The following is a 23,966-nucleotide window of genomic DNA, read 5'->3' as shown; positions in this document are numbered from 1 at the left end:
GGGGGACCGCCCTACCGTCGTGCCCCACCGGGAGGTGCCCGGTGGGACGAGGAGGGGTCATGAAGGTCGACATCGCAACGCTCAACGCCATGGCGGGCCGGTGCCAGGGAGAGGCCGCGGACACCAGCGCCCGGCACACCACGCTCTCGGCGAGCATCAACAGCTCCGTGCTCGAGGGCTGGACCGACAGCCAGGCGGCCGTCCAGTTCAGCGAGCTCTACGAGAAGTGGCGGTTGTCCAGCCAGGGGGTGAGCGAGGCGCTCACCGGCATGGGGCAGCTGCTCACCACCGTCGCCTCGGCCTACCAGCAGCACGAGTCGGAGATGGCGGCCCGGATCGGTGCGCTGCTCTGAGAGCCGGGCACGGTGCCCGACGACCCGGCCGGGGGTGGGTGCCCCCGCGGCAGCCGGCCGACTCGGCCGGGGTCAGCAGTCCCGGCCGGGGATCGGTGACCCGGCCGGGCTGGATGACTCAGTCGGGCTGGGTGACTCAGTCGGGGGTGGGGCTCCCGGGCACGGCTGGGAGCCCCACCCGGCTCCGCCGCTGGAGCACCGAGAGCCGTTCCCACGGCAGGATCGACAGGATCGCGATGCAGTGCGGCAGGAAGATGATCCCGACGCCGGCGTAGACCATGACGTGGAAACCGAGCAGGAACAGCACCAGGCCGATCCGGGCCCGGTCGGTGCGCACCAGCAGGATCAGCGGGGCGGCCAGCTCGGCCACGATCATCACCCACTGCGCGGCCGGCAGCAGCCAGGCGACGTCGAGGGTCCACACGGACAGCTCGGTGCCCCGGCGGACCACCGCACGGGTGAGCGTCGCGCCGGTCGCCCAGTCCCAGCCGCCGAAGCGGATCTTCGCCCAGGCGGCCAGGAAGTAGGTGAGCATCACGGTGACCAGCACGGCCGCCATCGCGAACCCGGCGGCCTCCGACGACCGCCGGTCGCGCAGCCGCGCCCGCCCGATCGTCGGCAGCACGGCCAGGGCCACCAGGAAGGCGATCCGGTCGTGGTCCACCTTCCCGTAGCTCATCGCGATGACCATCCACTCCGAGTAGAGGAGGAAGACGGCGATGCCGAGCAGTCGCGGCGCGCGGCCGGTGGCGGCGGCCACCGCGGCGACCACCAGCGCCCACTGCACGACCAGCACCACGGTGTGCGTCGGGGTGGGCAGGTGCAGCAGCCGGCCGATCAGCAGCGGTGCGTACCAGTCGGTGGGCACGTCGGCGTGGGCGCGCACCCAGGCGGTCGTCAGGAAGACGTCCACCGGGATGAACAGGTAGGCGATCGCGCGGAACACCGCGATCCGGGCCAGTGGCACCGGCCGGAACCACCAGCGCGGCGTCCCGGGGACGGCCGGTTCCTCCTGCGGTCGCACCGGCGTCGCGGTGTCCGGGGTGGTGGCGGAGGTGCTCACTCGCCGTCCTCCAGTTCGTGCTCGATCAGCACCTGGTCGCTGACCTCACCGGTCCGCTGGCCGTCCTCCAGCGCGAAACGGCGCTGCACGACCTGCACCGCCACCAGCTCCTCGGCGTCGGGGTGGTGCTCGGCGTAGGAGTCGGCGAGCAACCCCAGAAGGGCCGGGTCGCGTTCGATCCGGGGGAGCTGTCCCTCGAACTCCGCGCGGCGCAGCCCCACCTCACCGCCGGAGAGCCGGACCTCCTCACCCGCGGCGGTCAGCCCGACCACCCGGGTCGAGACCACGGGCGTGTCGGGGTTCGCCCGGGTGGAGTACATCCGGAACGGGCCGAAGGGGAAGGCGTCGTCGTCCCCCCAGACCGTGCCGGCCAGCAACAGGGCCAGCACGAGCACGGCCGCGGCGAGCCGGGCGCGCCGGCCACCGAGGGTCAGGCGCTCGACCTCGGCATCGGCCGGCAGGTCAGGGGCGGACTGCAGCTGCACCGGCCCATCGTAGGATCGGCGCCCGTCCAGACGGGTCATCGATGCTCCGTCGCGGCCGCTCCCGTTCCGCTCCGCGGACCAGGCGTCCCGACAGCCCCACCCGCGTCGTCCGTCGCCGAAGTCGACCCGCGGGAGCAGCCAGATGCAGTTCGGCCGGTACTACGAGGAGTTCGAGGTCGGGGCCACCTACAAGCACTGGCCCGGCAAGACGGTCACCGAGTACGACGACCACCTGTTCTGCCTGCTCACCATGAACCACCACCCGCTGCACCTGGACGCCCACTACGCCGCGGAGACCACCGAGTTCGGCGAGAACGTCGTCGTCGGCAACTACGTCTACTCGCTGCTGCTGGGCATGAGCGTCCCCGACGTCTCCGGCAAGGCGATCGCCAACCTCGAGGTCTCCTCGCTCAAGCACGTGGCGCCCACGTTCCACGGCGACACGGTCTACGGCGAGACCACCGTGCTGGACAAGACCGAGTCCCGGTCCAAGGACGACCGCGGCGTCGTGCACGTGGAGACCATCGGCTACAAGCAGGACGGCACCGTGGTCTGCGTCTTCCGGCGCAAGGTCATGGTGCCCAAGCAGTCCCACGGCCGGGCGCGCTGCGGCGAGCAGCCCGGCCGGCCCAAGCCGGTCCGGAGCTGAGCGCCGCCGGCCCGAGCGGATCCGGAGCCGGGCGCCGGTGGCCCGAGCGGGCAGGGAGCTGACCGCTCGGCCGGGTCAGCGGGGGAGCACTCCCCAGCCCGTCAGGGTGGCGAGCACGCCCGGGGCGAGGTCGAGGGCGGCCAGCCCGGCCGCGTCGACGAACGTGGCGTCGGCCGCGTCGTCGCCGGCCACCGGCTGCCGGCCCGGCTCCGCGAGGGTGCACCACCAGTCGGTGACGGTGAAGACGACGCCGTCCCCCTCGATCCGCACCGCCCCCAGTGGACGCACCGGGCGCACCGTGAGCCCGGTCTCCTCGGCCAGTTCCCGCACCACGGCCTCGACCTCGGACTCGCCGGGCTCCACCCGGCCGCCGGGCACCGACCACGTCCCGGCGCTCGGTGCGTGGGCCCGGCGCACCAGCAGCAGCCGGCCGCGCCCGTCGTGCACCACGGCACCGACGCACGGCACCTCCGGCAGCGGTCGGACCACGTGGGCGAGGCTACGGCGGCAGGACGCACGACGCGCCGGTCGCGCGCGACCAGCTGCTGATCAACTCTTGACGAACACCTCGCAGAACAAGGACGGTGAGCGGCGATGAGCGTCTCCCCGGTGTGCCCGCGTTGCGGCGAGGCGCTGACGGTGCGGCCCGGCAACACCGCCGAGGGGTGGTGCCGCCGGCACGCGGCGGTCACCCCGCTGCACCACACCGCGGTCGTCGCGCACGACGCGATCAGCGCCGTCTGCGCCGACGCCCGGGTGCCCGCCTGGGTGCCCGACCCGATGCCGCGGGGCTGGGCGGTCACCGGGCTGGCCTGGGGCGGTGAGCCCGGTGCCCGGGCGATCGTCGTCGCCTGCGCCGGACCGGCACCTCTCGGCGGCGCGGCGGAGCTGGTGCTGGTCGCCGAGGAGCCCGGCACCGGGCTGGGCTGCGGGTACGCCGGGCTGCCCGGCGTCGACCCCGGCGAGCTCGTCGGCGGACCGTCGACGGTCGCCGTCGAGGCCGCCGGGCAGCGGGCCCCGCTCTGGCTCGTGCCCACCGGCGACGACCGCGCCGCCTACGTGGGCGAGGCGCACGGGGTGTGGTTGTGGCTGGTCACCTGGCCGGCCTCGGCGGCCTGGCTGCTGGCCGAGGACCTGACGTTGCTGGACCTGCGTGAGCGGGTCTACCCGGACCTGCCGCTGGGCCCGACCACCGAGCGACTGCTGCCCGGCCACTGACACAGCTGGCGGATCAGGATCGATCCGCAGACCCCGGCGTGGCGACTGGTGCTGCGCCTGGGGCAGCTGTTACCCATGGGGCGCGGTCCAGCTGGCCGTGGTGCGTCATGCCGTCGTCCGGGGCACACCGGACGCCGTCGACCACCTGGCTGCCCGATGGGAGGAACGGTGCGACCGTGCTGAAGAAGGTGCTCACCTGGCTGGCGATCGCCTTCGTGGTCTTCTACGTCATCCAGCGGCCCGAGGACGCGGCCGGCATCGTGCGCAGCGCCGGGGGCGCGCTCAGTGACGCGGCCGGCTCGCTGTCCTCGTTCGTGGAATCCCTGATCTGAGCCCGGCCGTGTCCGGCCCGCGCGAACGGCGCCCCCGCTGGGGCAAGGACGCCGAGAAGTACCTGCTCCCCGACGAGCCCCCCGTCATCGCCACCCGCCGGCACCCTGCGGTGCTGGCCCGCCCGCTGGTCCGCGGCCTCCCGGCGCTCGCGGTCGGAGTGTGGGTGCTGCAGCTGGACCCGGAGAACCGGTTCGGTGCGGTGCTCGGCCTGCTCATCGTGGTGGGCGCGCTGGTCTACCTCGGGCTGCACGTCGGCGAGTGGTGGGTCCGGCACTTCCTGATCACCCGGCGGCGGGTGCTCATGACGTCGGGGGTGATCATCCGGACGGTCGCGGTCATGCCGCTGCGCCGGATCACCGACCTGACCTGGAAGGAGACCTTCTGGGGGCAGGTGCTCGGCTACGGCACGTTCCGGTTCGAGTCCGCCGGGCAGGCGCAGGGCCTGGACGAGATCACCTTCCTGCCGCACGCCAAGTCGCTGTACAAGCGGCTGTCGGAGCTGATGTTCGGCACCGACTTCTCCACCAACCCGGTCAGCTCCGACGAGGACGCCGAGGGGTCGATGAACGCCGACGACCGTGGGGACGGCGACGCCCGCGAGCAGCACATGCCACCGCCGCTGACGTCGGGCCGCCGGCACGACACCGCGCCGATCCCGCGCACCCGCCCGCCGTCCTGACCGGTCCGCGTCACCGCGCGCGACGGGCGCGCACCCCGGTGCGGCAGGCTGGGGGCGTGCGCATCGACCTGCACACCCACTCCTCGGTCTCCGACGGCACCGACAGCCCCGCCGACCTGGTCGCCACCGCGGCCGCGGCCGGGCTGGACGTCGTCGCGCTCACCGACCACGACACCACCGCCGGCTGGGCGGCCGCCGCGGCCGCGCGACCGGCCGGGCTGACGATCGTGCCGGGCATGGAGCTGTCCTGCCGGTGGTTCCCGGCCGACGAGCCGCCGGTGAGCGTGCACCTGCTGGCCTACCTGTTCGACCCGCTGCACCCGGCGTTCGCCGCCGAGCGGGTGCGGCTGCGCGAGGAGCGGCTCAGCCGGGGCGAGCGGATCGTCACCGCGCTGGCCGCCGACGGCTACCCGGTGGCCTGGGACGACATCGTCGCCCGTAGCGAGGGCGGCGTGGTCGGGCGGCCGCACGTGGCCCGGGCGCTGGTGGAGGCCGGCGTCGTCGACTCGGTCGACCACGCCTTCGCCACCCTGCTGCACCACCGCAGCCCGTACCACGTGTCCAAGGCAGACACCGACGTGCTCGACGGCGTCCGGCTCGTCCGGGCCGCCGGCGGCGTGCCGGTGTTCGCGCACGGCCTGGCCACCTCCCGGGGGCGGGTCGTCGGGGACGACGCGATCGCCGCGATGACCGACGCCGGGCTGCTCGGGCTGGAGGTCGACCACCCCGACCACACCCCCGACCAGCGGGCGTACCTGCGCGCGCTGGCCACCGGGCTCGGGCTGCTGCAGACCGGCTCCAGCGACTACCACGGCACCAACAAGCGCACCCCGATCGCGGCCTGCACGACCCACCCCGAGCAGTACGAGGCGTTGCTCGCCGCCGGGACCGGCACCGCCGTCCTCACCGGCTGAGGACCGTCGGTGGGCCCGGCTACCGTGGCCGGGTGACCAGCGAGGGGGAACGGTGAGCGCGCAGCTGGAGATGCCCGGCATGCCCAAGCGGCTGTTCTCCTGCACGCCGAGCAAGCTCGCCACCTTCGCCGACTGCCCGCGCCGCTACCGGTTCGCGTACCTCACCCGGCCCAGCCCGCCCAAGGGCCCGCCGTGGGCGCACAACACGATCGGCTCGGCGGTGCACGCGGCCCTGCGGTCCTGGTGGGAGCTGCCGGTGGAGAAGCGCACCCCGGCGGCGGCCCGCCAGCTGCTCTACGGCGGCTGGTCGCGGGCCGGGTTCCGGGACGAGGAGCAGGCCGCGCAGTGGCGGGCGACGGCGGCCGGCTGGATCACCGACTACGTGGCAGACCTCGACCCCACCGACGAGCCGGCCGGCACCGAGCGCACCGTCGGGGCGACGACCGAGGCGCTGGCGCTGTCCGGCCGGGTCGACCGGATCGACCGCCGCGGCGACGAGCTGGTGGTGGTGGACTACAAGACCGGCCGGGTGCCCAGCACCGAGGACGAGGCGCGCGGCTCACCGGCGTTGGCGCTGTACGTCCTGGGCGTGCGCCGCACCCTGCGCCGGCCGTGCACCCGGGTCGAGCTGCACCACCTGCCCAGCGGCACGGTGGCCGCGTTCGAGCACACCGACCGGTCGCTGGCCAACCACGTCCGCCGGGCCGAGGACATCGCCGCCGACATCGGCACCGCGACCGCGGCGCTGGAGGCCGGCGCCGACGTCGACGAGGCGTTCCCGCCGGCGCCGGGCCGGCAGTGCGGCTGGTGCGACTTCCGGTCCAGCTGCCCCACCGGCCAGGCGGCCGCCCCGGCCCGGGAGACGTGGAGCTCCCTGCCCACCGAGCCGGTGGCGGCGCCGGCCGAGTGAGCCGGCGCCGGGAGTCACCGGCCAGGGAGGTCAGCCGGCGGCGGAGCCGGCCGGGACGTCGGTGTAGCGGACGGTCAGCACCTCCAGCAGGTGCCCGTCCGGGCCGCGGAAGTACAGCCGCCGTCCGCTGCCGTCGGGGTTGACCTCCCCGACCTGCTGCGGACGACGCCCGGGCGGGTCGGCGGTGTACGGGGTGCCGTCGGCGTCGAAGCGGGCGCGGACCCGGTCGAAGTGCTCCTCGCCGATCAGGAAGGCCAGGTGCAGCGGCTCGACCGTTGGGACGGCCGCGAAGTTGAGCACGATCGAGTCGTCGAGCTGCACGGAGGAGAAGAAGCCGTTCAGCCAGGGATCGCGCAGTTCGAGCAGGTCGACGAACCAGTCGGCGGCGGTGTCCCGGTCGGTGACCGGGACGATCATGTGGTGCAGGGCAGCAGTGGGCACGGGGTCTCCAGGAGTGGGGCGGACGCACGAGGGGCCGGAGTGCAGGGGTGACCGGCGGGACGCCGGGAGCGGGGTGCAGCGGGCACGGCCGGGGTGGTCACGGCGGGCGGGGTGGTGCGGCGGGCGGCCCTCTGGGGCGCCCCGGGCTCACGTGCGGGCCGGGTACCCGACTCGCTCACGGCTCGAGGCCGACCCGGCAGTCATGGCGGCGACCGTAGCGCCGCGTCGGACGGCACACAACGCCTCGCCGACGGGCGCGTGTGGCCGGACCGCGTGGCCGGCACCCGGGCGGTGCCGGGACGGGCGGTGCCGGGACGGGTGGTGCCGGGACGGCGGCTCGAGGGTGCCGGGCAGGGGTCGGCGGTGCTCAGCGGCTGGTGACCCCGCGGACGGCGAGGGACGCGGCGAGGGCCAGCATGACCACCGCGATGAGGCCGTCGAGTACCCGCCAGGCGGCCGGCCGGGCGAACACCGGCCGCAGCAGCCGGGCGCCCCAGCCCAGGCCGACGAACCAGACCGCGCTGCCCAGCGCTGCGCCCGCGCCGAACCACCATCGGCGCTCCTCGTAGGTGCTGGCCAGTGACCCGAGCAGCACCACGGTGTCCAGGTAGACGTGCGGGTTCAGCCAGGTCAGCGCGAGCGCGGTGGACACGGTGACCGCCAGCCCCGCGCGGGCGCCACCGGCGTCGGGCAGCAGGGCGGCCGGCCGCAGCGACCGCCGCGCGGCCAGCAGGCCGTAGACCAGCAGGAACGCCGCACCGCCGAAGCAGACGACGGTCAGCACACCCGGGGCGTGGGTGACCAGCGCGCCGGCGCCACCGACGCCCGCGGTGATGAGCACGACGTCGGAGAGCAGGCAGACCGCGACCACCGCGGCCACGTGCTCGGCGCGCAGCCCCTGCCGGAGCACGAAGGCGTTCTGTGCGCCGATCGCGATGATGAGGGACAGGCCGAGCCCGAGTCCGGCGGCGGCGGCGAGCAGGGCGGGGGGCACGCGGACGACGCTAGGTCGACCCGATGCCGGAAGACCAGCTCACTTTCCTGATGTACCTGAAGCATGTCTGATGACGCCATGGACCTCGACCTGGCGCAGCTGCGGGCCCTGGACGCGACCGTCACCGCCGGCACGCTGGACGCCGCCGCCCGCGCCCTGCACGTGACGCCGTCCGCGGTCAGCCAGCGGCTCAAGGCCCTGGAGGCCGCGACCGGCCGGGTGCTGCTGGTGCGCAGCAAGCCGGTGCAGCCCACCGAGTCGGGCCGGGCGCTGCTCCGGCTGGCCCGGCAGATCGACCTGCTCACCGCCGACACCACCCGGGAGCTGGACGGCGCCGCGCGGGGCCCGGTCACCCTGCCGATCGCGGTCAACGCCGACTCGCTGGCCACCTGGGTGCTGCCCGCGCTGGCGCCGCTGGCCGGCGAGCTCACCTTCGACCTGCACCGCGCCGACCAGACGGAGACGGCGGCGCTGCTGCGGGCCGGCGCGGTGATGGCCGCGGTCACCGGCGACGCCGACCCGGTGCCCGGCTGCAGCAGCACCCGGCTGGGCAGCATGCGGTACCGGCCGATGGCCACCACCGCGTTCGCGGAGCGCTGGTTCGCCGCGGGGCCGACGGCGCAGGCGCTGGCCCGGGCGCCGGTGGTCGTCTTCGACCGCAGCGACGACCTGCAGCACGCCCACCTGCGCGCCCGCGGCGTCGACCCGACCGCGCCGCCGGTGCACGTGGTGCCCTCCTCGGCCGACTTCGTCGCCGCCGTCGCGCTCGGCATGGGCTGGGGCATGGTGCCCGACCAACAGGAGCCACCGGGGGCGCTCGTCGACCTGGACGACGCCGGGGCGGTCGACGTCGTCCTGCACTGGCAGCAGTGGAAGCTCCGCTCACCGACGCTGGACCGCGTGGCCGACGCGGTGCTCACCGCCGCCCGCCGGGCGCTGGACCAGCCGCCGCGGGGCTGAGTGCGGCAGACTCGGCTGATGGTCGCACTGATCGCCGTCGTGGTCGTCGCAGTGGCGGTCGCCGCCGGGCTGGCGCTCGTGCCGGCCGCACGCAGGTCCGACGGCCGGACGGCGGACGTGCTGCGCTGGGCGGCGCTGGGGCTGGCGGTGCTGGTCGCCGTCGTGCTGGCCGCCGACGTGTGGGCCGACGCCGGGGCCTTCGCGGTCGTGGCGCTGGGGCTGCCGGTGGTGGTCCTGCTGGTGCCCGTGCTCGCCGCCGGGTCCCGGTGGGCCGGCGTGGTCACCGCGGCCGCGGCCACCGTGGTGCTGGCCTGGGCGCTCGTCCTGGGCCTGGGCATCGGGTTGCTCCTGCTGCCGGCCGTCGTCCCGGCGTTCGCCGCCGCCGCCCTGGGCCCCGCCCGCCGGAGGACGTCCGCGCGGTGACCCGTGCGACTCAGGCGGTGAGCGGCACCGCCGGCGCCACCCGTTCGCGGGCGGCCCGCACGATCGGCGACTCGCGCACCCGGGCGGGCACGGCCAGCGCCGTCTGCCGGAACGCCCGCAGCCCGGCGGTCGCCGCGGCGTCGGTCAGCCCGAACCCGGGGAGCCCGTACAGCCGGCGGGCCCAGCCGGGCAGCGTCGCGGCGCCGAGGGAGGCCAGCGTGCTCCAGGCCGGCCGGGCCGGGGTGAGCAGCTGGACCCAGCCGGGCATCGGTGGCAGCAGGATGAACCGGGAGGCGCTGCGGGCCGCCGGGGTGACCGCCAGCCGTGCCCGGACGCCGGCGAAGTAGGCGTCCAGCTCGGCGACGGTGCGCGGCACGTCGGCCTCCTCGCAGCCCACCAGGACGGCGGCGACGACCTGCTCCTCGACGTAGCGGTCGGCCTCGGCGTCGGTGAGCGGCACCCCGGCCCGGCGGGCGGTGGACAGCAGCGACTCGACCTCGCAGGCGTGCACCCACAGCAGCAGGTCGGCGTCGTCGACGCGGTACTGCCGGCCGGTGGTCTCCTCGACCGCGGACTTGTCGCGGTGCAGCCCGCGCACCCGGCGCACCTGGCGCAGCGCGTCGCGGCGGGTGCCGAAGGTCAGCGTGGCCACGTACTCCGCGGTGCGGGTGAGCCGGGCCCACGGGTCGGTGGCGAAGGCCGTGGAGAACTGGTGCACGCCGTCCATCGCGACCGGGTGCAGGGCCTGCAGCAGCAGCGCGCGGATGCCGCCGACGGAGAACGCCGGGTCGCTGTGGATCCGCCAGCTGACGCTGTCCGGGCCGAAGAAGCCCAGCAGGTCCTCCTCGGGCGTGAAGTCGTTGATCGACGGGGTCGGCCTCATCGCACGGCCCCGGCCTGGTCGTCCTCGAGCGCGGTGACGGCGGCGACCGGGTCGGCCCAGAAGGTCAGCAGCGCCTGGAGCGTGCGCGCCGTGTTCTCGATGGCGGGGGAGTGCACCGCCTGCGGCACGACCTCGTGCCGGGCGCCCAGCCGACGGGCCATCTCGGCCTGCACGGTGGGGCTCCAGGCGTCGTCGGCGATGCCGTGGGCGACCAGCACCGGGACGCCGGTGGCCGCGAGCTCGTCGACCCGGTCGGGCTCGGCGAGCATCGCGTCGGCCATGCCGCGCAGCCCGGCGGCGGTGTTGGCCAGGAACCGGCGGCGGAGGAACTCCGCGGTCGGGGCCGGCACCGCCTGCGCCCGGGGGTCGGTCATCGCCAGCTGCTCGAGGGTGTCGTTGACCAGCTGCACCCCACCGGCGTCCAGCAGCGGGGACAGGTGGTCCAGCAGCTCGGCGCGCGGGCCGGTCAGCGCGCCCGGGCCACTGCCCAGCAGCGTCAGGGAGTCGAACAGGGCCGGCTCGGCCAGCACGGCGGCGCGGGCGACCAGTCCACCGAAGCTGTGCCCCAGCAGGTGCAGCGGACCCGACGACTGCTCGCGCAGCTGCCGGGTCACCGCGACGACGTCGGCGGCGAGCTCGGCGACGGAGTACCGCGCCGGGTCGTCGGGGCCGGGTGACTCGAACTGGCCGCGCTGGTCCAGGGCGACCACCCGCACGCCGGCGTCGGCCAGCGGGGACAGCAGCGGCGCGAAGTCCTCCTTGCTGCCGGTGAACCCGGCGACCAGCAGGGCCGTGCTGCCGTCGGCGGGGCCGGTGTCCAGCGCCGCCAGCGGCCCGCTGCCACCGCGGAAGGTGACCGGGACGGCCTCGTGCGCGGCCAGCTGGCGGAGGTCGTGGGGTGCGGTGTGTTCGGAGCCACCAGGCAGGACCATGCCCTGAGTGTGCCCCGCAGTCCGGTCGCGCGCCGCCGACCTCCTGGCGGAGCCTGTACGGCCACCCTTCAGGGGCCCGCGCCGAGCGTGCGAGGCGTGGGGGGAAGGGTGGTCCTTCTTCAGCGGTGGCCGAGGACCTCGTCGGCGGTGCCGTAGACGACGACCGGGCCCAGCAGGGAGGTCCGCCCCCCGAGTGGGACGTCGTCCCCGGTGGTGGACCGGGCGAGCTCCGTGCCGTCGGCCAGCGTGCGCTGCACGAACGCGCCGTCCTCCGGCACGGTCACGGTGCTCACCCCCGCCTCGTCGGTCGTCCCGGCCGAGGGCAGGCCGCGGGCCGGCACCTGCCACAACGGCAGCCCGGTCGACTGGTCGAGGGCGTAGGCGGTGCCGCGGGCCCACAGCAGCGCGACGTCCCCGACCCCGGCCTGCTGGAGCGGCTCGCTCTGCGGCTCCGCCCCGGCGGGGAGCGCGGGCAGGTCGAGGTCGGGCAGCGGCGTGCCGTCGACCGGGGAGAAGACCAGCACCCGGTCGTCGACGACCACGGTGACCAGCCGGTCCACCCCGGCCAGCCGGGCGGTGCTGGTGCCGGTGTCCACCTCGCGGGTCCAGATCTCGGTGCCGCCGAAGCCGTCGAGCAGCCTGACCTGCAGGACGCCGGTGTCCGCGCACCGCTGCAGCACGACCACCCCGGAGCTGCCGACGTCGGAGCCGACCAGCCGGCAGTCGGTCGGCGGGGCGTACCGCCAGCGGGTGTTGTTGCCGGCCGGGTCGATGGTGACGACGCCGGTCGGGCTGCTGGCCAGCAGGATCTGGTCGGTGCTGGCCAGGTCGACGTCGGTGCGGAACCGGACGTTGCGGTACCAGTCCCGCTCGCCGGTGGCCGCGGTCAGGGCGGTCAGCTCGTTGCAGCGCGAGGTGGTGCGGAAGGCCACGATCACCCTGCCGTCGACCGCGGTCGCGTCGCACAGCGTGGCGTTGGACCGGCGGTAGTGCCAGGCCTCCTCGCCGGTGGTGGCGTCCAGCATGGCGACACCGTGCTCGTCGGTGACCAGCACCCGGCCACCCTCGACCGCCCGCCGTGGGCCGTCGGTCGTCGCCGCGGACCATGCCTGGCTCAGCTCGGCGGCCGGCGCCTCGTCCGGCACCGTGGCCGGCGGTGCCGTCGTGCGGGAGGTGGCGACCACGTCGGAGGTGCGCCACAGGAACACGGCGACGGCGGCCACCACGAGGGTGACCGCCGTCCAGATCCAGACCCGCCGTGGCGGGCGCCTGGCCGGCCCCCTCCCGGGACCCGCCCCGAGCGCGCCAGAGGTCGGGAGGGGGCCTGCCATCAGGCGACGGACTCGCTGCCACCGCCGCCGTTGCCGCCGCCGCCGTTGCCACCCCGGCCACCCCGGCGACGCCGACGCCGCGGCCGGCCGGCCGCACCGTCCTCGGCGGCCCCGGCAGCCACCGGGGCCGCGCCGTCGGCGGCGGGGGAGTCCGTGCCCAGCGCCGCGGCGGCACCGGCCGCGGCGGCGCCGCTGCCCCGGGTGCGCTGGCGCGACCGGGTCTTGCGCGGGCCGGCCGAGGGCTGGTCCTCGTCGGTGCGGGCGACGGCGTCCCGGCCCGGGCCGGAGTGGTTGCCCCCGGTCCGGCCGCCGGTCTTCTGCCGCTTGCCGGTCTCGCCCAGGTCCTCCAGCGTCTCCGCGCCCAGTCCCTCGCGGGTCCGCTGCGAGCGGGGCAGCCGGCCGGTGGCCGTGGTCGGCACGTCGAGGTCGGTGTAGACCCACGGCGAGGTGGAGTAGGTCTCCGGCGGGTCGGCGAAGTCCAGCTCCAGCGCCTTGTTGATCAGCTGCCAGCGGGGGATGTCGTCCCAGTCGACCAGGGTGACGGCGACGCCGGTGCTCCCCGCACGCCCGGTCCGGCCGATCCGGTGCACGTAGGTCTTCTCGTCCTCGGGGCACTGGTAGTTCACGACGTGGCTCACGCCGGTGACGTCGATGCCGCGGGCGGCGACGTCGGTGGCGACCAGCACGTCGACCTTGCCGGCCCGGAAGGCGCGCAGCGCCTGCTCGCGGGCGCCCTGCCCGAGGTCACCGTGCACGGCGGCCGCGGCGAACCCGCGGTCGACCAGCTCGTCGGCGACCTTCTGCGCGGTGCGCTTGGTACGGCAGAAGACCATGACGAGGCCGCGGTCGCGGGCCTGCAGCACCCGGGAGAGCAGCTCGGGCTTGTCCAGGTTGTGCGCCCGGTAGATGAACTGCGTGGTCTGCGGGACGGTCGAGCCCTCGTCGTTGCCGTGCGCCCGGATGTGCGTGGGCTGGGTCATGAACGACCGCGACAGGGTGACGATCGGGCCGGGCATCGTCGCGGAGAACAGCATCGTCTGCCGCTTGTCCGGGACCATCGCCAGGATGCGCTCGATGTCGGGCAGGAAGCCCAGGTCGAGCATCTCGTCGGCCTCGTCCAGCACCAGGCCGCGCACCTTGCCCAGGATCAGGTGGCCCTGCTGCGCCAGGTCCAGCAGCCGGCCGGGGGTGCCGACCACGACCTCGACGCCGGCCTGCAGCGCGGCGACCTGCGGCTCGAAGGCCCGGCCGCCGTAGATGGCCTGCACCCGGATGCCGCGCTTGGCGCCGGCGGCGGCGAGGTCGCGGGAGACCTGCACGCACAGCTCACGGGTCGGGACGACGACCAGCGCCTGCGGCACCCCGTCACCGCCCTCGGCGGCGGGGACGACGCGCTGCAGCAGCGGGACGCCGAAGCCCAGGGTCTTGCCGGTGCCGGTGCGGGCCTGCCCGATGAGGTCGTTGCCGGCGAGGGCCAGCGGCAGGGTCAGCTCCTGGATGGCGAAGGTGCGGGTGATCCCGACCTCGGCCAGCGCGGCCACGATGTCGGGGTGCACGTCGAAGTCGCTGAACAGCGGGCTGTCGCTGGCGACGGGGGCACCGCCCAGCTCCTCGACCTGCTGCTCCAGCTCCTCGGGGGCGGGGGCGCCGCTCTCGGCGCGCTCCAGCTCGGGAGCGGCCAGGGTGTTCTCGACGGGGGTGTTCTCGGTGGAGGTCAGTTCTCTCGCCTCGGTCTGGTGGGGGACCAGGAGCGCTCGGCGGTGCCTGGGAGCAGGCGTTGCCCGGCGGCGCTCGCCGGTCCCGGGGTCGGTTCCGGGATGTTCGATCCACGCGCCGACGCGGCCAGCAGACCGGGCGTCCGGTGCAGACTGCCCGGGAGACGGCCCTCGGAGGGCCGGTCTCGAGGAGGAGATCCAGCGGTCATCAGCGCACAGGGAATTGCTCTTCGGGGAACGAGCCCCAGGGCCCGTCGATTCCATCGTAGCCTGACCAGCCCGTTAGCCTCCCCCTGCCGCGGTGCGACACGGCCGCCCGGCCACCCGTCCGGGTGGTCACGGCCGCCCGGCACCGAGGACCGGACGACGAGGGAGGACCCGTGACGAGCGCCGACGACAGGGCCGGGGGCGCGGCCACCGAGCCTGCCGGCGAGGGTCCCGGCCGGCCGGCGGTCATCGCCCTGCTCGGAGTGCTCTCCTACGCCGAGCTGACCGGCTTCGACCGGCTCGCCGAGGACGCCCGGCTGGCCCCGACGCTGGACGGCCGGTCCGCCCTGGCCCGGATGGCCGCCGCCGAGATCGGCCACCACGAACGGCTCACCGCGCGGCTGCGCGAGCTCGGGGTGGACGTGGCCGAGGCGATGCGCCCCTATGCGGCCGCGCTGGACGCCTTCCACGACGGCACCCGGGCGAGCACCTGGCTGGAGGGCCTGGTCAAGGCCTACGTGGGTGACGGGCTGGCCACCGACTTCTACCGCGAGGTCGCCGCCTTCCTGCCGCAGCCGGACCGTGCGCTCGTCGAGGAGGTGCTGGCCGACACCGGCCACGCCGACTTCGCCCTCCGCGAGGTGCGGGCGGCGATCATCGGCGACCCGACGCTCGCCGGGCGGCTGGCGCTGTGGGCCCGCCGGCTGGTGGGGGAGGCGCTCACCCAGTCGCAGGCGGTCATCGCCGAGCACGACGAGCTGGCCGACCTGATCATCGGCGGCACCGGCGACCTGGCCGGGGTGGCCCAGCTGCTGCAGCGGCTCACCACCGCGCACTCCGCCCGGATGCAGGCCCTCGGCCTGAACGGCTGACACGACGACAGGGCGCCGCCGCGGGTGCGGCGACGCCCTGTCGGCAAGGCTCGTACGGCCCCGGTGCAGGGGCCCGCGACCAGCGTCAGCGAGTCGCGGGGGGCACCGGGGTCCTTCGTCAGCCGGCGATGAAGCCCACCCGGCGCTGATCGGCCTCGGCGATCTCGACGTAGGCGATCCGGTCGACCGGGACGACGACGCGGCGGCCGCGCTCGTCCACCAGCGTCAGCAGGCCGTCCTTGGACGCGCTCATGGCCTTGGACACCTCAGCCGCGATCTCGTCGGGGGTCTTGGGGCTGTCGATGACCAGCTCGCGGGGGGAGTGTTGGACACCGATCTTGACTTCCACGTGGAGATGCCTCCTCAGGTCTGGCTGCTGGCTCCCCACGCTAGTCCAGGCCCCGGTGGGCCAGCCGGTCCGGCGGGTGCGCCGTCAGCGAACGTCGCCGGCCCGCGGCTCAGGCGTCGTCGGCGTCGTCCCGGCGCGGGAAGCCGGAGATGCCCCGCCAGGCCAGCGCGGACATGAGCGAGACCGCCTCGTCGCGGGAGACGGTGCCCTTGCGGGCCAGCCACCAGCGGGCGCTGTTCTCGGCCAGCCCGGTCAGCCCCGCGGACAGCAGCAGCGCCCGCTCCGGGTCGGCGCCGGTGTCGACCGCGATCACCTCGGCGATCGCCTCGATGCACGCCAGGGCGCCGCGGTCGGCCAGCCGGCGGACGTCGGGGTCGTTGCGCAGGTCGGACTCGAAGACCAGCCGGAACGCCTCGCCCTCGGCGTCGACGAAGTCGAAGTAGGCGCCCACCGCGCCGTCGACCCGGGTGCGGTTGTCCTCGGTGCCGGCCATCGCCTGGCTGACCCGGTCGCTGAGCTCGTCGACCTGCTGCTCCAGCAACGCCAGGTAGAGCTCGCGCTTGCCGGGGAAGTGCTGGTAGAGCACCGGCTTGCTGACCCCGGCACGGTCGGCGATGTCGTCCATCGCGGCGGCGTGGAACCCCTGGGCGACGAAGACGTCCTGCGCGGCCCGCAGCAGCTGCAGCCGGCGGGCGCTGCGCGGCAGGCGGGAGGTGCGGCGGGCGGCCGGCGGCACGGGGACGGGTCGGCTTGGCTGCATGGCGGGGCGAGCTTACCGACGCCGTTGCTGGACGGCGTCGTCCGCAACGGTGGGCGGTGGGCGCCATCTCGGTGTTCTACCGTCGGGCGGGTGAGCGACGCCCGGCTGTCCGAGACCCCGCTGCCCCGGCCCGGCGTGCTCCTCCCGCCGTGGCCCGGGGCGATGGTCCCGGTGACCGGTGGCGAGGTGCTCGTCCGGCACACCCCGTGGACCGGCCCGGTGGACGACGACGGGCAGCCGGCCGCCGACCCGCCGGCGGACGCCCCGCACGAGCGGGCGCTCTACGTGCACGGCCTGGGCGGCGCCTCGACCAACTGGACCGACCTGGCCGCGCTGCTCGCCGTCCGCTTCGACGGCTACGCGCTGGACCTGCCCGGCTTCGGGCAGTCCGCCCCACCGTCCCGCTACTCGGTCCACCGGCACGTCCAGGCCGTCGTCGACGTGCTGGAGTGGGTCGTCGCGCAGCCCGGACCGGGGCAGGGGGCCCCGGTGCACCTGGTCGGCAACTCCCTCGGTGGCCTGGTCAGCGTCTGGGTCGCCGCCCGCCGTCCCGACCTGGTCGCCACGCTGACGCTGATCTCGGCGGCCATGCCGGTCTACCGGGTGCCCGCGGCGTTCGACCGGGCCATCACCCTCGTGCTGCTCCCCGGCGTCCCGTCGCTGGCCGAACGCCGGATGGCCGGGGTGAGCCCGGAGCAGCGGGTCCGCGGGCTGCTGCAGATGTGCTTCGGCGACCCGACCCGGGTGCCGCGGGAGCGGGTCGAGGAGGCGGTGGCGGAGATGCGGCAGCGGGACGAGCAGCCGTGGGCCGGGCAGGCGCTCACCCGCAGCCTGCGCGGCCTGATGACCTCCTACTTCCGCGTCGGGCGGGCCAACGCCTGGCGGATGGCCCGCTCGGTGCAGGCGCCGTCCCTCGTCGTCTGGGGCGACCGGGACAAGCTGGTCGACCCGGCGCTGGCGCCCCGGCTGGCCGGGGTGCTGCCCGACGCCCGGCTGCAGGTCCAGGCCGGCATCGGTCACCTGGCGATGCTGGAGGCGCCGGAGCCCACCGCTCGTGCGGTGCTGGCGCTCGCCGAGGACGCCGCGGCGGGCACGACCGGGGCGGCCGTCGCGACCGGGGAGACCGGGAGCCGCGCCCAGCGGGTGTGATCCCCCGCCGTCCCGGCCGAGGTCTGCCGCCCGGGACGGTCGTCGTGAGAGATTGGCGGGCGTGACGAGCTCCGGCCCGCGCGCCGACCGGGAGGTGGGCCGGCGCGGACGCCCCGTGGGCGAGCGGCCCGGGCCGCGGCCGGCCGACCCGCGGGCCCAGCGGCCCGCCGGCCCCCTCGTCGCGCGCCGCGACCCGGCGCCCCACCGCCGGCGCGGTCCGGCCCCGGCCCGCAGCCGGTTCGGCCGGTTCGTCCAGCGGTACGGCTGGCGGGCCTACGCCATCCCGCTGCTCACGCTGGCCACCGTCGTCGCGCTGCTCGACGCCGTGACCGGCGTGGTCACCGGGGGACGGGCGACCGACACCGCGGCCGCCTCCCCGGTCGGCCCACCCGCCGAGGCCGCCCCCGCCAGCACCGCACCCTCGAGCACCGCACCCGCCACGACGCCCGCGGCGGAGGGTGAGGGGACGCCGACCGCGGAGCCGGCCCCGCCGGCCGCGGCCACCTACGTCGAGCAGGGCGCCGGCACGGTCTCCGTGGTCGACGGGACCTCCGGGGTCTACGGCACCGGCCCACTCCAGCGGTTCGTCGTGGAGGTGGAGGACGGCATCGGCGTCGACGGGGCCCAGTTCGCCGCCGCCGTGGAGGCCACCCTCGGCGACCCGCGGTCCTGGGGGGCGGGTGGACAGCGGTCCTTCCAGCGGGTCGGTGCGGCCGAGGCAGCCGGCGGTGCCTACGAGTTCCGGGTCAGCCTGGTCAGCCCCGGGAGCATGGAGACGTACTGCCCGGGGGTGGGCACCGGCGGCTACACCTCCTGCCGGTACGGCGAGCGTGCGGTGATCAACCTCGCGCGCTGGGAGACCGCCGTCCCCGACTACGGCGGGGACGTCCCGACCTACCGGCAGTACGTGGTCAACCACGAGGTCGGGCACGCGCTGGGCAACGGCCACCAGCCCTGCCCCGGCCCCGGCCAGCTCGCCCCGGTCATGCAGCAGCAGACCCTGGGCCTGCAGGGCTGTGCCAAGAACGCCTGGCCGTTCCCGCAGGGCTGAGCCCGGCGCCGAGCGAGTGCCGATCCGGACCTCGAACGTCCGTCACTCTCTGCCTGCGGGCCGTTGACAAGGTGTGATCGCGCACACAGGATCCACTCAGGCAACTGGTTGCACTCCGCGCACTACCGAGCGGCCGCCGGACCGTGGTCCTGGCGGTGGTCCGGGGGGTGGACCGGCCCGCGCGACCGGACCCCGGCAGGCGGCGCAGACCGCGTCGCCCCGGGTGGCGCGCCCTGACCGCGGACAACAGAGAGGTTGTCGTACATGGACCTGCCCGGAACACCACGAGGCCGCAGACGTCGGTCCCGATGGCCGGCGGCCGTACCGGCGGCAGTGGCCGTCGCCGCGGTGGTCGTCGCCGTCGCGCCCGCCGCGACGGCCGCCCCGCCGCCGCGCGACGCCGCATCCGGGGCGATCACGTCGGGCCAGGCCCGGTTCGAGGTCCTGTCACCGACGCTGGTGCGCACCGAGTACGCCGGCGACTCCCGCTTCGTCGACGCGCCGACGTTCAACGCGATCGGGAGGGACGCCTTCCCCAGGACACCGGTGCGGACCGCCAAGCGGGACGGCTGGCTGGTGCTGGACACCGGCGCGATGACCCTCCGCTACGAGATCGGGTCCGGCCGCTTCACCGAGGACAACCTCGTCGTCCAGCTGCAGGCCGGCGAGCAGGACGTGGTCGCCTCACCGTGGGCCGGGCGGGAGCTCGCCTCCTGCGAGGTCGGCGCGCTCTGCGAGGCCGAGGACCTCACGCTGGACAGCGTGGGCGTGGCCGGCGACCACTCCGGCTTCACCGGCACCGGGTTCGCCGCCGGCTTCGAGGGCACCGGGACCTCGATGTCCCTGGAGGTCACCGTCGCCACCGCCGGGGCTCACCAGCTCGCGCTGCGCTACGCCAACGGGCTGGGCGAGCCGCGCACGCTGACGCTCACCGTCGACGGCGAGGGCGCCCGGCAGATCTCGCTGCCCCCGACGGGCAACTGGGACACCTGGTCGGTGCTGCCGGTCGACCTCGACCTCTCGGCCGGCCGGCACACCGTGGCGCTCACCCACCGCCCGACCGACACCGGCCAGCTCAACATCGACAGCCTGGCGGTGCTGACCCCCGGCGCCGCCTACCCCGGCGCGACCGTGGTCTGCGACTTCGACGCCCTGTGCGAGGCGGAGGCCCTCGCGCTGTCGGGGCGGCTGCACCTCGCCACCGACCACCCCGGCTACACCGGCACCGGCTTCGCCGCCGGCTACGAGGCCGTGGGCGACGCCGCCACCTTCTCCGTCGAGGCGCCCGCCGCCGGCGAGTACGACCTCACCACCCGCTACGCCCGGGGCTTCGCCGAGCCGACCGGCCTCACGGTCGCGGTCGAGGGCGGCGCGAGCACCCCGCTGAGGCTGCCCGCCACCGGGAACTGGGACACCTGGGGCCTGGCCGCCGCACGGGTCCAGCTGTCCGAGGGCGCCAACCGGGTGACCCTGGTCCGGCAGCAGTCCGACGGCGGCGACGTCAACGTCGACAGCCTCTCGGTCGGCCCGGTCGGGTCCGGCCTCGGACAGCCCGCGCCGGTCGTGGGCGAGGACTGCGACTTCGGTGCGATCTGCGAGGCCGAGTCCGGCGCGCTGTCAGCCGGCGCCCGGCTGGCCGAGGACCACAACGGGTACTCGGGCGAGGGCTTCACCGCCGGCCTGGACGTCAGCGGGGCCACCGACTCGGTGCGCGTCGTCGGGGTGCCGAAGGCCGGCACCTACGACCTGCAGCTCCGCTACGCCGACGGGGTGGCCGGGGACGGCTCCATGACGGTGCAGGCCGGCACCGGCCCGGCGGCCGTCGTCCCGCTCGCGGCGACCAGCAGCTGGGACAGCTGGCGCACCATCGCCACCCCCGTCGTGCTGGCGGCCGGTGACAACGACGTCGTCCTCAGCTGCCCGGCGGCGGGCGGCTGCGGTGCCAACCTCGACACCGTCGCCGTCACCGCGACCGGTGCGCCGCTGCTCGCACCGCACGCCGCCCTGGGCGGCTACCGCCGCAGCCTGGACGGCGTCGACGCGCGCAACGGCAACCCGGCCCTCAACCCCGGCCTGCTCTACCAGGACGGCTGGTCGCTGCTGGACGACACCACCTCGGCGATCTACGACGAGGCGACCCGCACGCCCACCCCGCGCTCCTCGCACGGGGCCGGTGGCTACCAGGACGGCTACGTCTTCGGCTACGGCCACGAGTACCAACAGGCGCTGGGCGACCTCGCCACCCTGACCGGGCCGTCGATGCTGCTGCCGCGCTGGACCTACGGCGTCTGGTTCTCCGAGTACCTCGACCGCACCGCCGCGGACTACCAGGCCGTGGTCGAGCAGTTCCGGGCGAACGACGTCCCGCTCGACGCCCTGGTCATCGACACCGACTTCAAGGCGGGCAACACCTGGAACGGCTGGGAGATCGATCGGGAGAAGTTCCCCGACCCGGCCGGCTTCTTCGCCTGGGCGAAGGCGCAGGGGCTGCACACCAGCCTGAACGTGCACCCGAGCATCGACGCCCGCGACCCGAAGCTGGCCGCCGCGCAGGCGACCGCCAAGGGCAAGCTCACCCAGCGCACCAGCGGGTGCAACGGCGGCCCGGTCTGCTACACGTTCGACTTCGGCGACCCCGACCAGCTGGCGGCCTACCTCGAGCTGCACGACTCGATGCAGGCGGCCGGGCAGGACGTGTGGTGGCTGGACTGGTGCTGCGACGCCAGCGAGTCCAACCTCGAGGGCGTCACCGGCGACGCCTGGATCAACCAGGCGTACGCCGACTACAGCGACTCCCGGCTCGGACGTGGGTTCGCCTTCTCCCGCGCCTTCGGCTCGCTGCAGGCCGGTGGCTACGGCAACGCGACGCCGCTGCCGACCGGTCCGTGGGCGGACAAGCGCACCACGCTGCCCTTCACCGGTGACACCACGTCCACCTGGAGCATGCTGGCCGCCGAGGTCGGCTTCACCTCCGGGCAGTCCGCGGCCACCGGCCTGTCGCCGGTCAGCCACGACATCGGTGGGCACAACGGGGGCAACTGGGGGCTGCCGGGTTCCGACGTCGTGGACGGCGTCCGGACCGACAAGCTGCCCGACGACCTCTACGCCCGCTGGGTGCAGTTCGGCACCTGGCAGCCGATCGACCGGCTGCACAGCAACCACGGTGACCGGCTGCCCTGGCAGTACCCGGGGGCCGGCGGCGACGCGGCGGCCGATGCGCTGCGGCTGCGTGAGGCCCTCGTGCCCTACACGTACACGCTGGCCCGGGAGGCGGAGGCCACCGGCGTCCCCGTCGTCCGTGCGCCCTACCTGCACCACCCGGGTGAGCAGGAGGCCTACGCGACCGCCGGCAGCGAGTACCTGTACGGCCCCGACGTCCTGGTCGCGCCGGTGGTGACGCCGGGTGAGACGGCGACCACCCGGGTCTGGTTCCCACCGGGCAGCTCGTGGACCGACTGGTTCACCGGGCAGACGTACGCCGGCGGCACCACCGCCGACGTCACCAGCGGCCTGGACACCATGCCGGTGTTCGTGCGCTCGGGCGGCATCGTCGCCACCCGGACGGACGACGTCGCCAACGACGCCCAGAACCCGCTGACCGATGTGACCCTCACGGTCGGTTCCGGGGCCAAGGGGGCCTTCTCCCTCTTCGAGGACGACGGGGTCACCGACGACCGCTCGCAGAGCCGGACCACCGCCGTCCGTGCCTCGGTGGACGGCAACCGGTCGATCGTGCACGTCTCGGCGCCCAAGGGCTCCTACGCCGGCGGGGTGACCGAGCGGAACTGGACGGTGCGCTTCCTGGACGCGCACGAGCCGCGCTCGGTGATGCTCAACGGTGCCCGGATGGACACCGGCCGCTGGACGTTCGACCCGGAGACCCGCGTGCTCACCGTCTCGGTGCCGAAGCGGCCGGTCCGGATGCCGATGGAGGTGGCCTACCGCTGACCGGCTCCCGCTGACCGGCGGGCCGGAGACCCCGGCCCGCCGGTCAGCGGCGCCCCGCCCCACCAGCCTGCCCACCGTGGGAATCACCACCGCGTGTCACGCTGTTGCGCAGTCCAGGACCCCGGCCTCTGGAGCCGGTCAGCCCTGTCACCGCAGCAGTGTGAGGAGCGCGCCGTGCAGTTGCCCCCCCTGGTGGAGCCCGCCGCCGACCTGTCGATCGACGAGGTCCGCCGCTACAGCCGCCACCTGATCATCCCCGACGTCGGGATGGACGGGCAGAAGCGCCTGAAGAACGCCAAGGTGCTCGCCGTCGGTGCCGGTGGCCTCGGGTCGCCGGTGCTCATGTACCTGGCCGCGGCCGGCGTGGGCACCCTGGGCATCGTCGAGTTCGACACCGTCGACGAGTCCAACCTGCAGCGCCAGATCATCCACGGGCAGTCCGACGTGGGCCGGTCCAAGGCCGAGAGCGCGCGGGACTCCATCAAGGAGATCAACCCGCTCATCGACGTCCGGCTGCACGAGACGCGGCTGGACAGCGAGAACGTGCTGGACATCTTCGGCGAGTACGACCTGATCGTCGACGGCACCGACAACTTCGCCACCCGCTACCTGGTGAACGACGCCTGCGTGCTGCTGGACAAGCCCTACGTCTGGGGCTCGATCTACCGCTTCGATGGTCAGGTCTCGGTGTTCTGGAACGAGCACGGGCCCAACTACCGCGACCTCTACCCGGTGCCGCCGCCGCCCGGGATGGTGCCCTCCTGCGCCGAGGGCGGCGTGCTGGGCGTGCTCTGCGCGACCGTCGGCGCCATCCAGGCCACCGAGGCGGTCAAGCTCATCACCGGCATCGGCGAGACGCTGCTGGGCCGGCTGATGGTCTACGACGCCCTGGAGATGACCTTCCGCGAGATCAAGGTGCGCAAGGACCCGGAGGGCGAGCCGATCACCGGCCTCATCGACTACGAGGCGTTCTGCGGCGTCGTGTCCGAGGAGGCCCAGCTGGCGGCCGCGGGCTCGACGATCACCGTCGACGAGCTCAAGGACATGATGGACGCCGGCAAGGACTTCGAGCTGATCGACGTCCGGGAGCCCAACGAGTACGAGATCGTCTCCATCCCGGGCGCGACGCTGATCCCCAAGGACGAGATCCTCTCCGGCCGGGCGCTGGCGCAGCTGCCCAACGACAAGCCGATCGTGCTGCACTGCAAGACCGGCGTCCGCTCCGCCGAGGCGCTGGCCGCGGTGAAGAACGCCGGGTTCAAGGACGCCGTGCACGTGCAGGGCGGCGTGACCGCGTGGGCCACCCGCATCGACAAGGCGCTGCCCACGTACTGAAAGGACCTCGTC

Annotated in this window: 25 protein-coding genes; 14 read left to right on the top strand and 11 right to left on the bottom strand. The window is 75.0% G+C overall.

Going from position 1 to position 23,966, the window contains the following annotated elements:
* Positions 1 to 59: 59 nt before the first annotated feature.
* Positions 60 to 353 (top strand): WXG100 family type VII secretion target, encoded by a 294-nt coding sequence (locus tag Q1A09_RS04225; RefSeq protein WP_299952232.1) that lies wholly within the window; start codon positions 60 to 62, stop codon positions 351 to 353.
* A 136-nt stretch (positions 354 to 489) separates the two neighbouring features.
* Here Q1A09_RS04225 and Q1A09_RS04220 read toward each other — a convergent pair whose 3' ends face one another.
* On the bottom strand, positions 490 to 1,416 hold the full coding sequence (locus tag Q1A09_RS04220; protein ID WP_299952231.1) for an MFS transporter permease: 927 nt from the start codon (positions 1,414 to 1,416) through the stop codon (positions 490 to 492).
* On the bottom strand, positions 1,413 to 1,901 hold the full coding sequence (locus Q1A09_RS04215; RefSeq protein ID WP_299952230.1) for a hypothetical protein: 489 nt from the start codon (positions 1,899 to 1,901) through the stop codon (positions 1,413 to 1,415). The genes Q1A09_RS04220 and Q1A09_RS04215 overlap by 4 nt, the downstream gene beginning before the upstream one ends.
* Positions 1,902 to 2,043: 142 nt before the next feature.
* On the opposite strand from Q1A09_RS04215, the gene Q1A09_RS04210 reads away from it, so the two are divergent.
* Entirely contained in the window at positions 2,044 to 2,550 is a 507-nt protein-coding gene (locus Q1A09_RS04210) for a MaoC family dehydratase (protein WP_299952229.1), read from the top strand.
* Between the two features lie 75 nt (positions 2,551 to 2,625).
* On the opposite strand, the gene Q1A09_RS04205 is transcribed toward Q1A09_RS04210, so the two are convergent.
* The gene (locus Q1A09_RS04205; protein WP_299952228.1) at positions 2,626 to 3,039 is read right to left on the bottom strand and encodes an NUDIX domain-containing protein; all 414 of its coding nucleotides are present in this window, start codon (positions 3,037 to 3,039) and stop codon (positions 2,626 to 2,628) included.
* Between the two features lie 105 nt (positions 3,040 to 3,144).
* Between Q1A09_RS04205 and Q1A09_RS04200 the strand changes: the two genes are divergently transcribed.
* From Q1A09_RS04200 to Q1A09_RS04180, 5 genes are all read left to right on the top strand, one after another.
* The gene (locus tag Q1A09_RS04200) at positions 3,145 to 3,768 is read left to right on the top strand and encodes a DUF6758 family protein (protein WP_299952227.1); all 624 of its coding nucleotides are present in this window, start codon (positions 3,145 to 3,147) and stop codon (positions 3,766 to 3,768) included.
* 176 nt (positions 3,769 to 3,944) lie between these two features.
* The gene (locus Q1A09_RS04195) at positions 3,945 to 4,100 is read left to right on the top strand and encodes a hypothetical protein (RefSeq protein WP_299952226.1); all 156 of its coding nucleotides are present in this window, start codon (positions 3,945 to 3,947) and stop codon (positions 4,098 to 4,100) included.
* 8 nt (positions 4,101 to 4,108) lie between these two features.
* Positions 4,109 to 4,780 (top strand): PH domain-containing protein, encoded by a 672-nt coding sequence (locus Q1A09_RS04190; protein ID WP_299952225.1) that lies wholly within the window; start codon positions 4,109 to 4,111, stop codon positions 4,778 to 4,780.
* Between the two features lie 56 nt (positions 4,781 to 4,836).
* Complete coding sequence (locus Q1A09_RS04185) at positions 4,837 to 5,694, top strand: PHP domain-containing protein (protein ID WP_299952224.1); 858 nt, start codon at positions 4,837 to 4,839, stop codon at positions 5,692 to 5,694.
* 52 nt (positions 5,695 to 5,746) lie between these two features.
* Entirely contained in the window at positions 5,747 to 6,604 is an 858-nt protein-coding gene (locus Q1A09_RS04180; protein ID WP_299952223.1) for a PD-(D/E)XK nuclease family protein, read from the top strand.
* A 30-nt stretch (positions 6,605 to 6,634) separates the two neighbouring features.
* Here Q1A09_RS04180 and Q1A09_RS04175 read toward each other — a convergent pair whose 3' ends face one another.
* Entirely contained in the window at positions 6,635 to 7,045 is a 411-nt protein-coding gene (locus Q1A09_RS04175) for a hypothetical protein (RefSeq protein WP_299952222.1), read from the bottom strand.
* Positions 7,046 to 7,412: 367 nt separating this feature from the next.
* On the bottom strand, positions 7,413 to 8,039 hold the full coding sequence (locus Q1A09_RS04170; protein WP_299952221.1) for a LysE/ArgO family amino acid transporter: 627 nt from the start codon (positions 8,037 to 8,039) through the stop codon (positions 7,413 to 7,415).
* 63 nt (positions 8,040 to 8,102) lie between these two features.
* Here Q1A09_RS04170 and Q1A09_RS04165 point away from each other — a divergent pair, with 63 nt between their 5' ends.
* Together Q1A09_RS04165 and Q1A09_RS04160 are read left to right on the top strand one after the other, a co-directional pair.
* Positions 8,103 to 8,999 carry a LysR family transcriptional regulator ArgP gene (locus Q1A09_RS04165; RefSeq protein WP_299952220.1) on the top strand — a complete coding sequence of 299 codons (897 nt, stop codon included), beginning with the start codon at positions 8,103 to 8,105 and terminating at the stop codon, positions 8,997 to 8,999.
* Positions 9,000 to 9,017: 18 nt separating this feature from the next.
* On the top strand, positions 9,018 to 9,422 hold the full coding sequence (locus Q1A09_RS04160) for a hypothetical protein (protein ID WP_299952219.1): 405 nt from the start codon (positions 9,018 to 9,020) through the stop codon (positions 9,420 to 9,422).
* Between the two features lie 10 nt (positions 9,423 to 9,432).
* Here the strand turns inward: Q1A09_RS04160 and Q1A09_RS04155 are convergent, their stop codons facing one another.
* The 4 genes from Q1A09_RS04155 to Q1A09_RS04140 form a co-directional block, all read right to left on the bottom strand.
* Complete coding sequence (locus Q1A09_RS04155) at positions 9,433 to 10,305, bottom strand: oxygenase MpaB family protein (protein WP_299952218.1); 873 nt, start codon at positions 10,303 to 10,305, stop codon at positions 9,433 to 9,435.
* Entirely contained in the window at positions 10,302 to 11,237 is a 936-nt protein-coding gene (locus tag Q1A09_RS04150) for an alpha/beta fold hydrolase (protein WP_299952217.1), read from the bottom strand. The genes Q1A09_RS04155 and Q1A09_RS04150 overlap by 4 nt, the downstream gene beginning before the upstream one ends.
* 119 nt (positions 11,238 to 11,356) lie before the next feature.
* Positions 11,357 to 12,460: a PQQ-binding-like beta-propeller repeat protein gene (locus Q1A09_RS04145; protein WP_299952216.1), complete on the bottom strand. Its 1,104-nt coding sequence runs from the start codon at positions 12,458 to 12,460 to the stop codon at positions 11,357 to 11,359.
* A 107-nt stretch (positions 12,461 to 12,567) separates the two neighbouring features.
* Positions 12,568 to 14,124 (bottom strand): DEAD/DEAH box helicase, encoded by a 1,557-nt coding sequence (locus Q1A09_RS04140; RefSeq protein WP_299952215.1) that lies wholly within the window; start codon positions 14,122 to 14,124, stop codon positions 12,568 to 12,570.
* A 539-nt stretch (positions 14,125 to 14,663) separates the two neighbouring features.
* Between Q1A09_RS04140 and Q1A09_RS04135 the strand changes: the two genes are divergently transcribed.
* Entirely contained in the window at positions 14,664 to 15,362 is a 699-nt protein-coding gene (locus tag Q1A09_RS04135) for a ferritin-like fold-containing protein (protein ID WP_299952214.1), read from the top strand.
* Positions 15,363 to 15,480: 118 nt separating this feature from the next.
* On the opposite strand, the gene Q1A09_RS04130 is transcribed toward Q1A09_RS04135, so the two are convergent.
* Both Q1A09_RS04130 and Q1A09_RS04125 read right to left on the bottom strand, forming a co-directional pair.
* On the bottom strand, positions 15,481 to 15,711 hold the full coding sequence (locus tag Q1A09_RS04130; RefSeq protein WP_222194064.1) for a DUF3107 domain-containing protein: 231 nt from the start codon (positions 15,709 to 15,711) through the stop codon (positions 15,481 to 15,483).
* 109 nt (positions 15,712 to 15,820) lie between these two features.
* Positions 15,821 to 16,471, bottom strand: a complete 651-nt coding sequence (locus Q1A09_RS04125) for a TetR/AcrR family transcriptional regulator (protein ID WP_299952213.1) — start codon at positions 16,469 to 16,471, stop codon at positions 15,821 to 15,823.
* 90 nt (positions 16,472 to 16,561) lie between these two features.
* Here Q1A09_RS04125 and Q1A09_RS04120 point away from each other — a divergent pair, with 90 nt between their 5' ends.
* The 4 genes from Q1A09_RS04120 to moeZ all read left to right on the top strand — a co-directional run bounded on the left by Q1A09_RS04120 (position 16,562) and on the right by moeZ (position 23,954).
* Positions 16,562 to 17,620: an alpha/beta fold hydrolase gene (locus Q1A09_RS04120; protein ID WP_299952212.1), complete on the top strand. Its 1,059-nt coding sequence runs from the start codon at positions 16,562 to 16,564 to the stop codon at positions 17,618 to 17,620.
* Between the two features lie 61 nt (positions 17,621 to 17,681).
* Positions 17,682 to 18,671: a DUF3152 domain-containing protein gene (locus tag Q1A09_RS04115; protein WP_299952211.1), complete on the top strand. Its 990-nt coding sequence runs from the start codon at positions 17,682 to 17,684 to the stop codon at positions 18,669 to 18,671.
* Between the two features lie 333 nt (positions 18,672 to 19,004).
* Positions 19,005 to 22,619: a TIM-barrel domain-containing protein gene (locus Q1A09_RS04110; RefSeq protein ID WP_299952210.1), complete on the top strand. Its 3,615-nt coding sequence runs from the start codon at positions 19,005 to 19,007 to the stop codon at positions 22,617 to 22,619.
* Between the two features lie 174 nt (positions 22,620 to 22,793).
* Positions 22,794 to 23,954: an adenylyltransferase/sulfurtransferase MoeZ gene (moeZ, locus tag Q1A09_RS04105; RefSeq protein WP_299952209.1), complete on the top strand. Its 1,161-nt coding sequence runs from the start codon at positions 22,794 to 22,796 to the stop codon at positions 23,952 to 23,954.
* Positions 23,955 to 23,966 lie beyond the last annotated feature (12 nt).

Source organism: uncultured Modestobacter sp. (genome assembly GCF_947486615.1).
Lineage (GTDB): Bacteria > Actinomycetota > Actinomycetes > Mycobacteriales > Geodermatophilaceae > Modestobacter.
This window is presented reverse-complemented; position numbering and strand designations above follow the sequence as displayed.

Coding starts and splice junctions, on each gene's coding strand:
- Q1A09_RS04165 (WP_299952220.1), top strand. CDS start 8,103: ATGTCTGATGACGCCATGGACCTCGACCTGGCGCAGCTGCGGGCCCTG.
- Q1A09_RS04210 (WP_299952229.1), top strand. CDS start 2,044: ATGCAGTTCGGCCGGTACTACGAGGAGTTCGAGGTCGGGGCCACCTAC.
- Q1A09_RS04200 (WP_299952227.1), top strand. CDS start 3,145: ATGAGCGTCTCCCCGGTGTGCCCGCGTTGCGGCGAGGCGCTGACGGTG.
- Q1A09_RS04225 (WP_299952232.1), top strand. CDS start 60: ATGAAGGTCGACATCGCAACGCTCAACGCCATGGCGGGCCGGTGCCAG.
- Q1A09_RS04125 (WP_299952213.1), bottom strand. CDS start 16,471: ATGCAGCCAAGCCGACCCGTCCCCGTGCCGCCGGCCGCCCGCCGCACC.
- Q1A09_RS04160 (WP_299952219.1), top strand. CDS start 9,018: ATGGTCGCACTGATCGCCGTCGTGGTCGTCGCAGTGGCGGTCGCCGCC.
- Q1A09_RS04155 (WP_299952218.1), bottom strand. CDS start 10,305: ATGAGGCCGACCCCGTCGATCAACGACTTCACGCCCGAGGAGGACCTG.
- Q1A09_RS04150 (WP_299952217.1), bottom strand. CDS start 11,237: ATGGTCCTGCCTGGTGGCTCCGAACACACCGCACCCCACGACCTCCGC.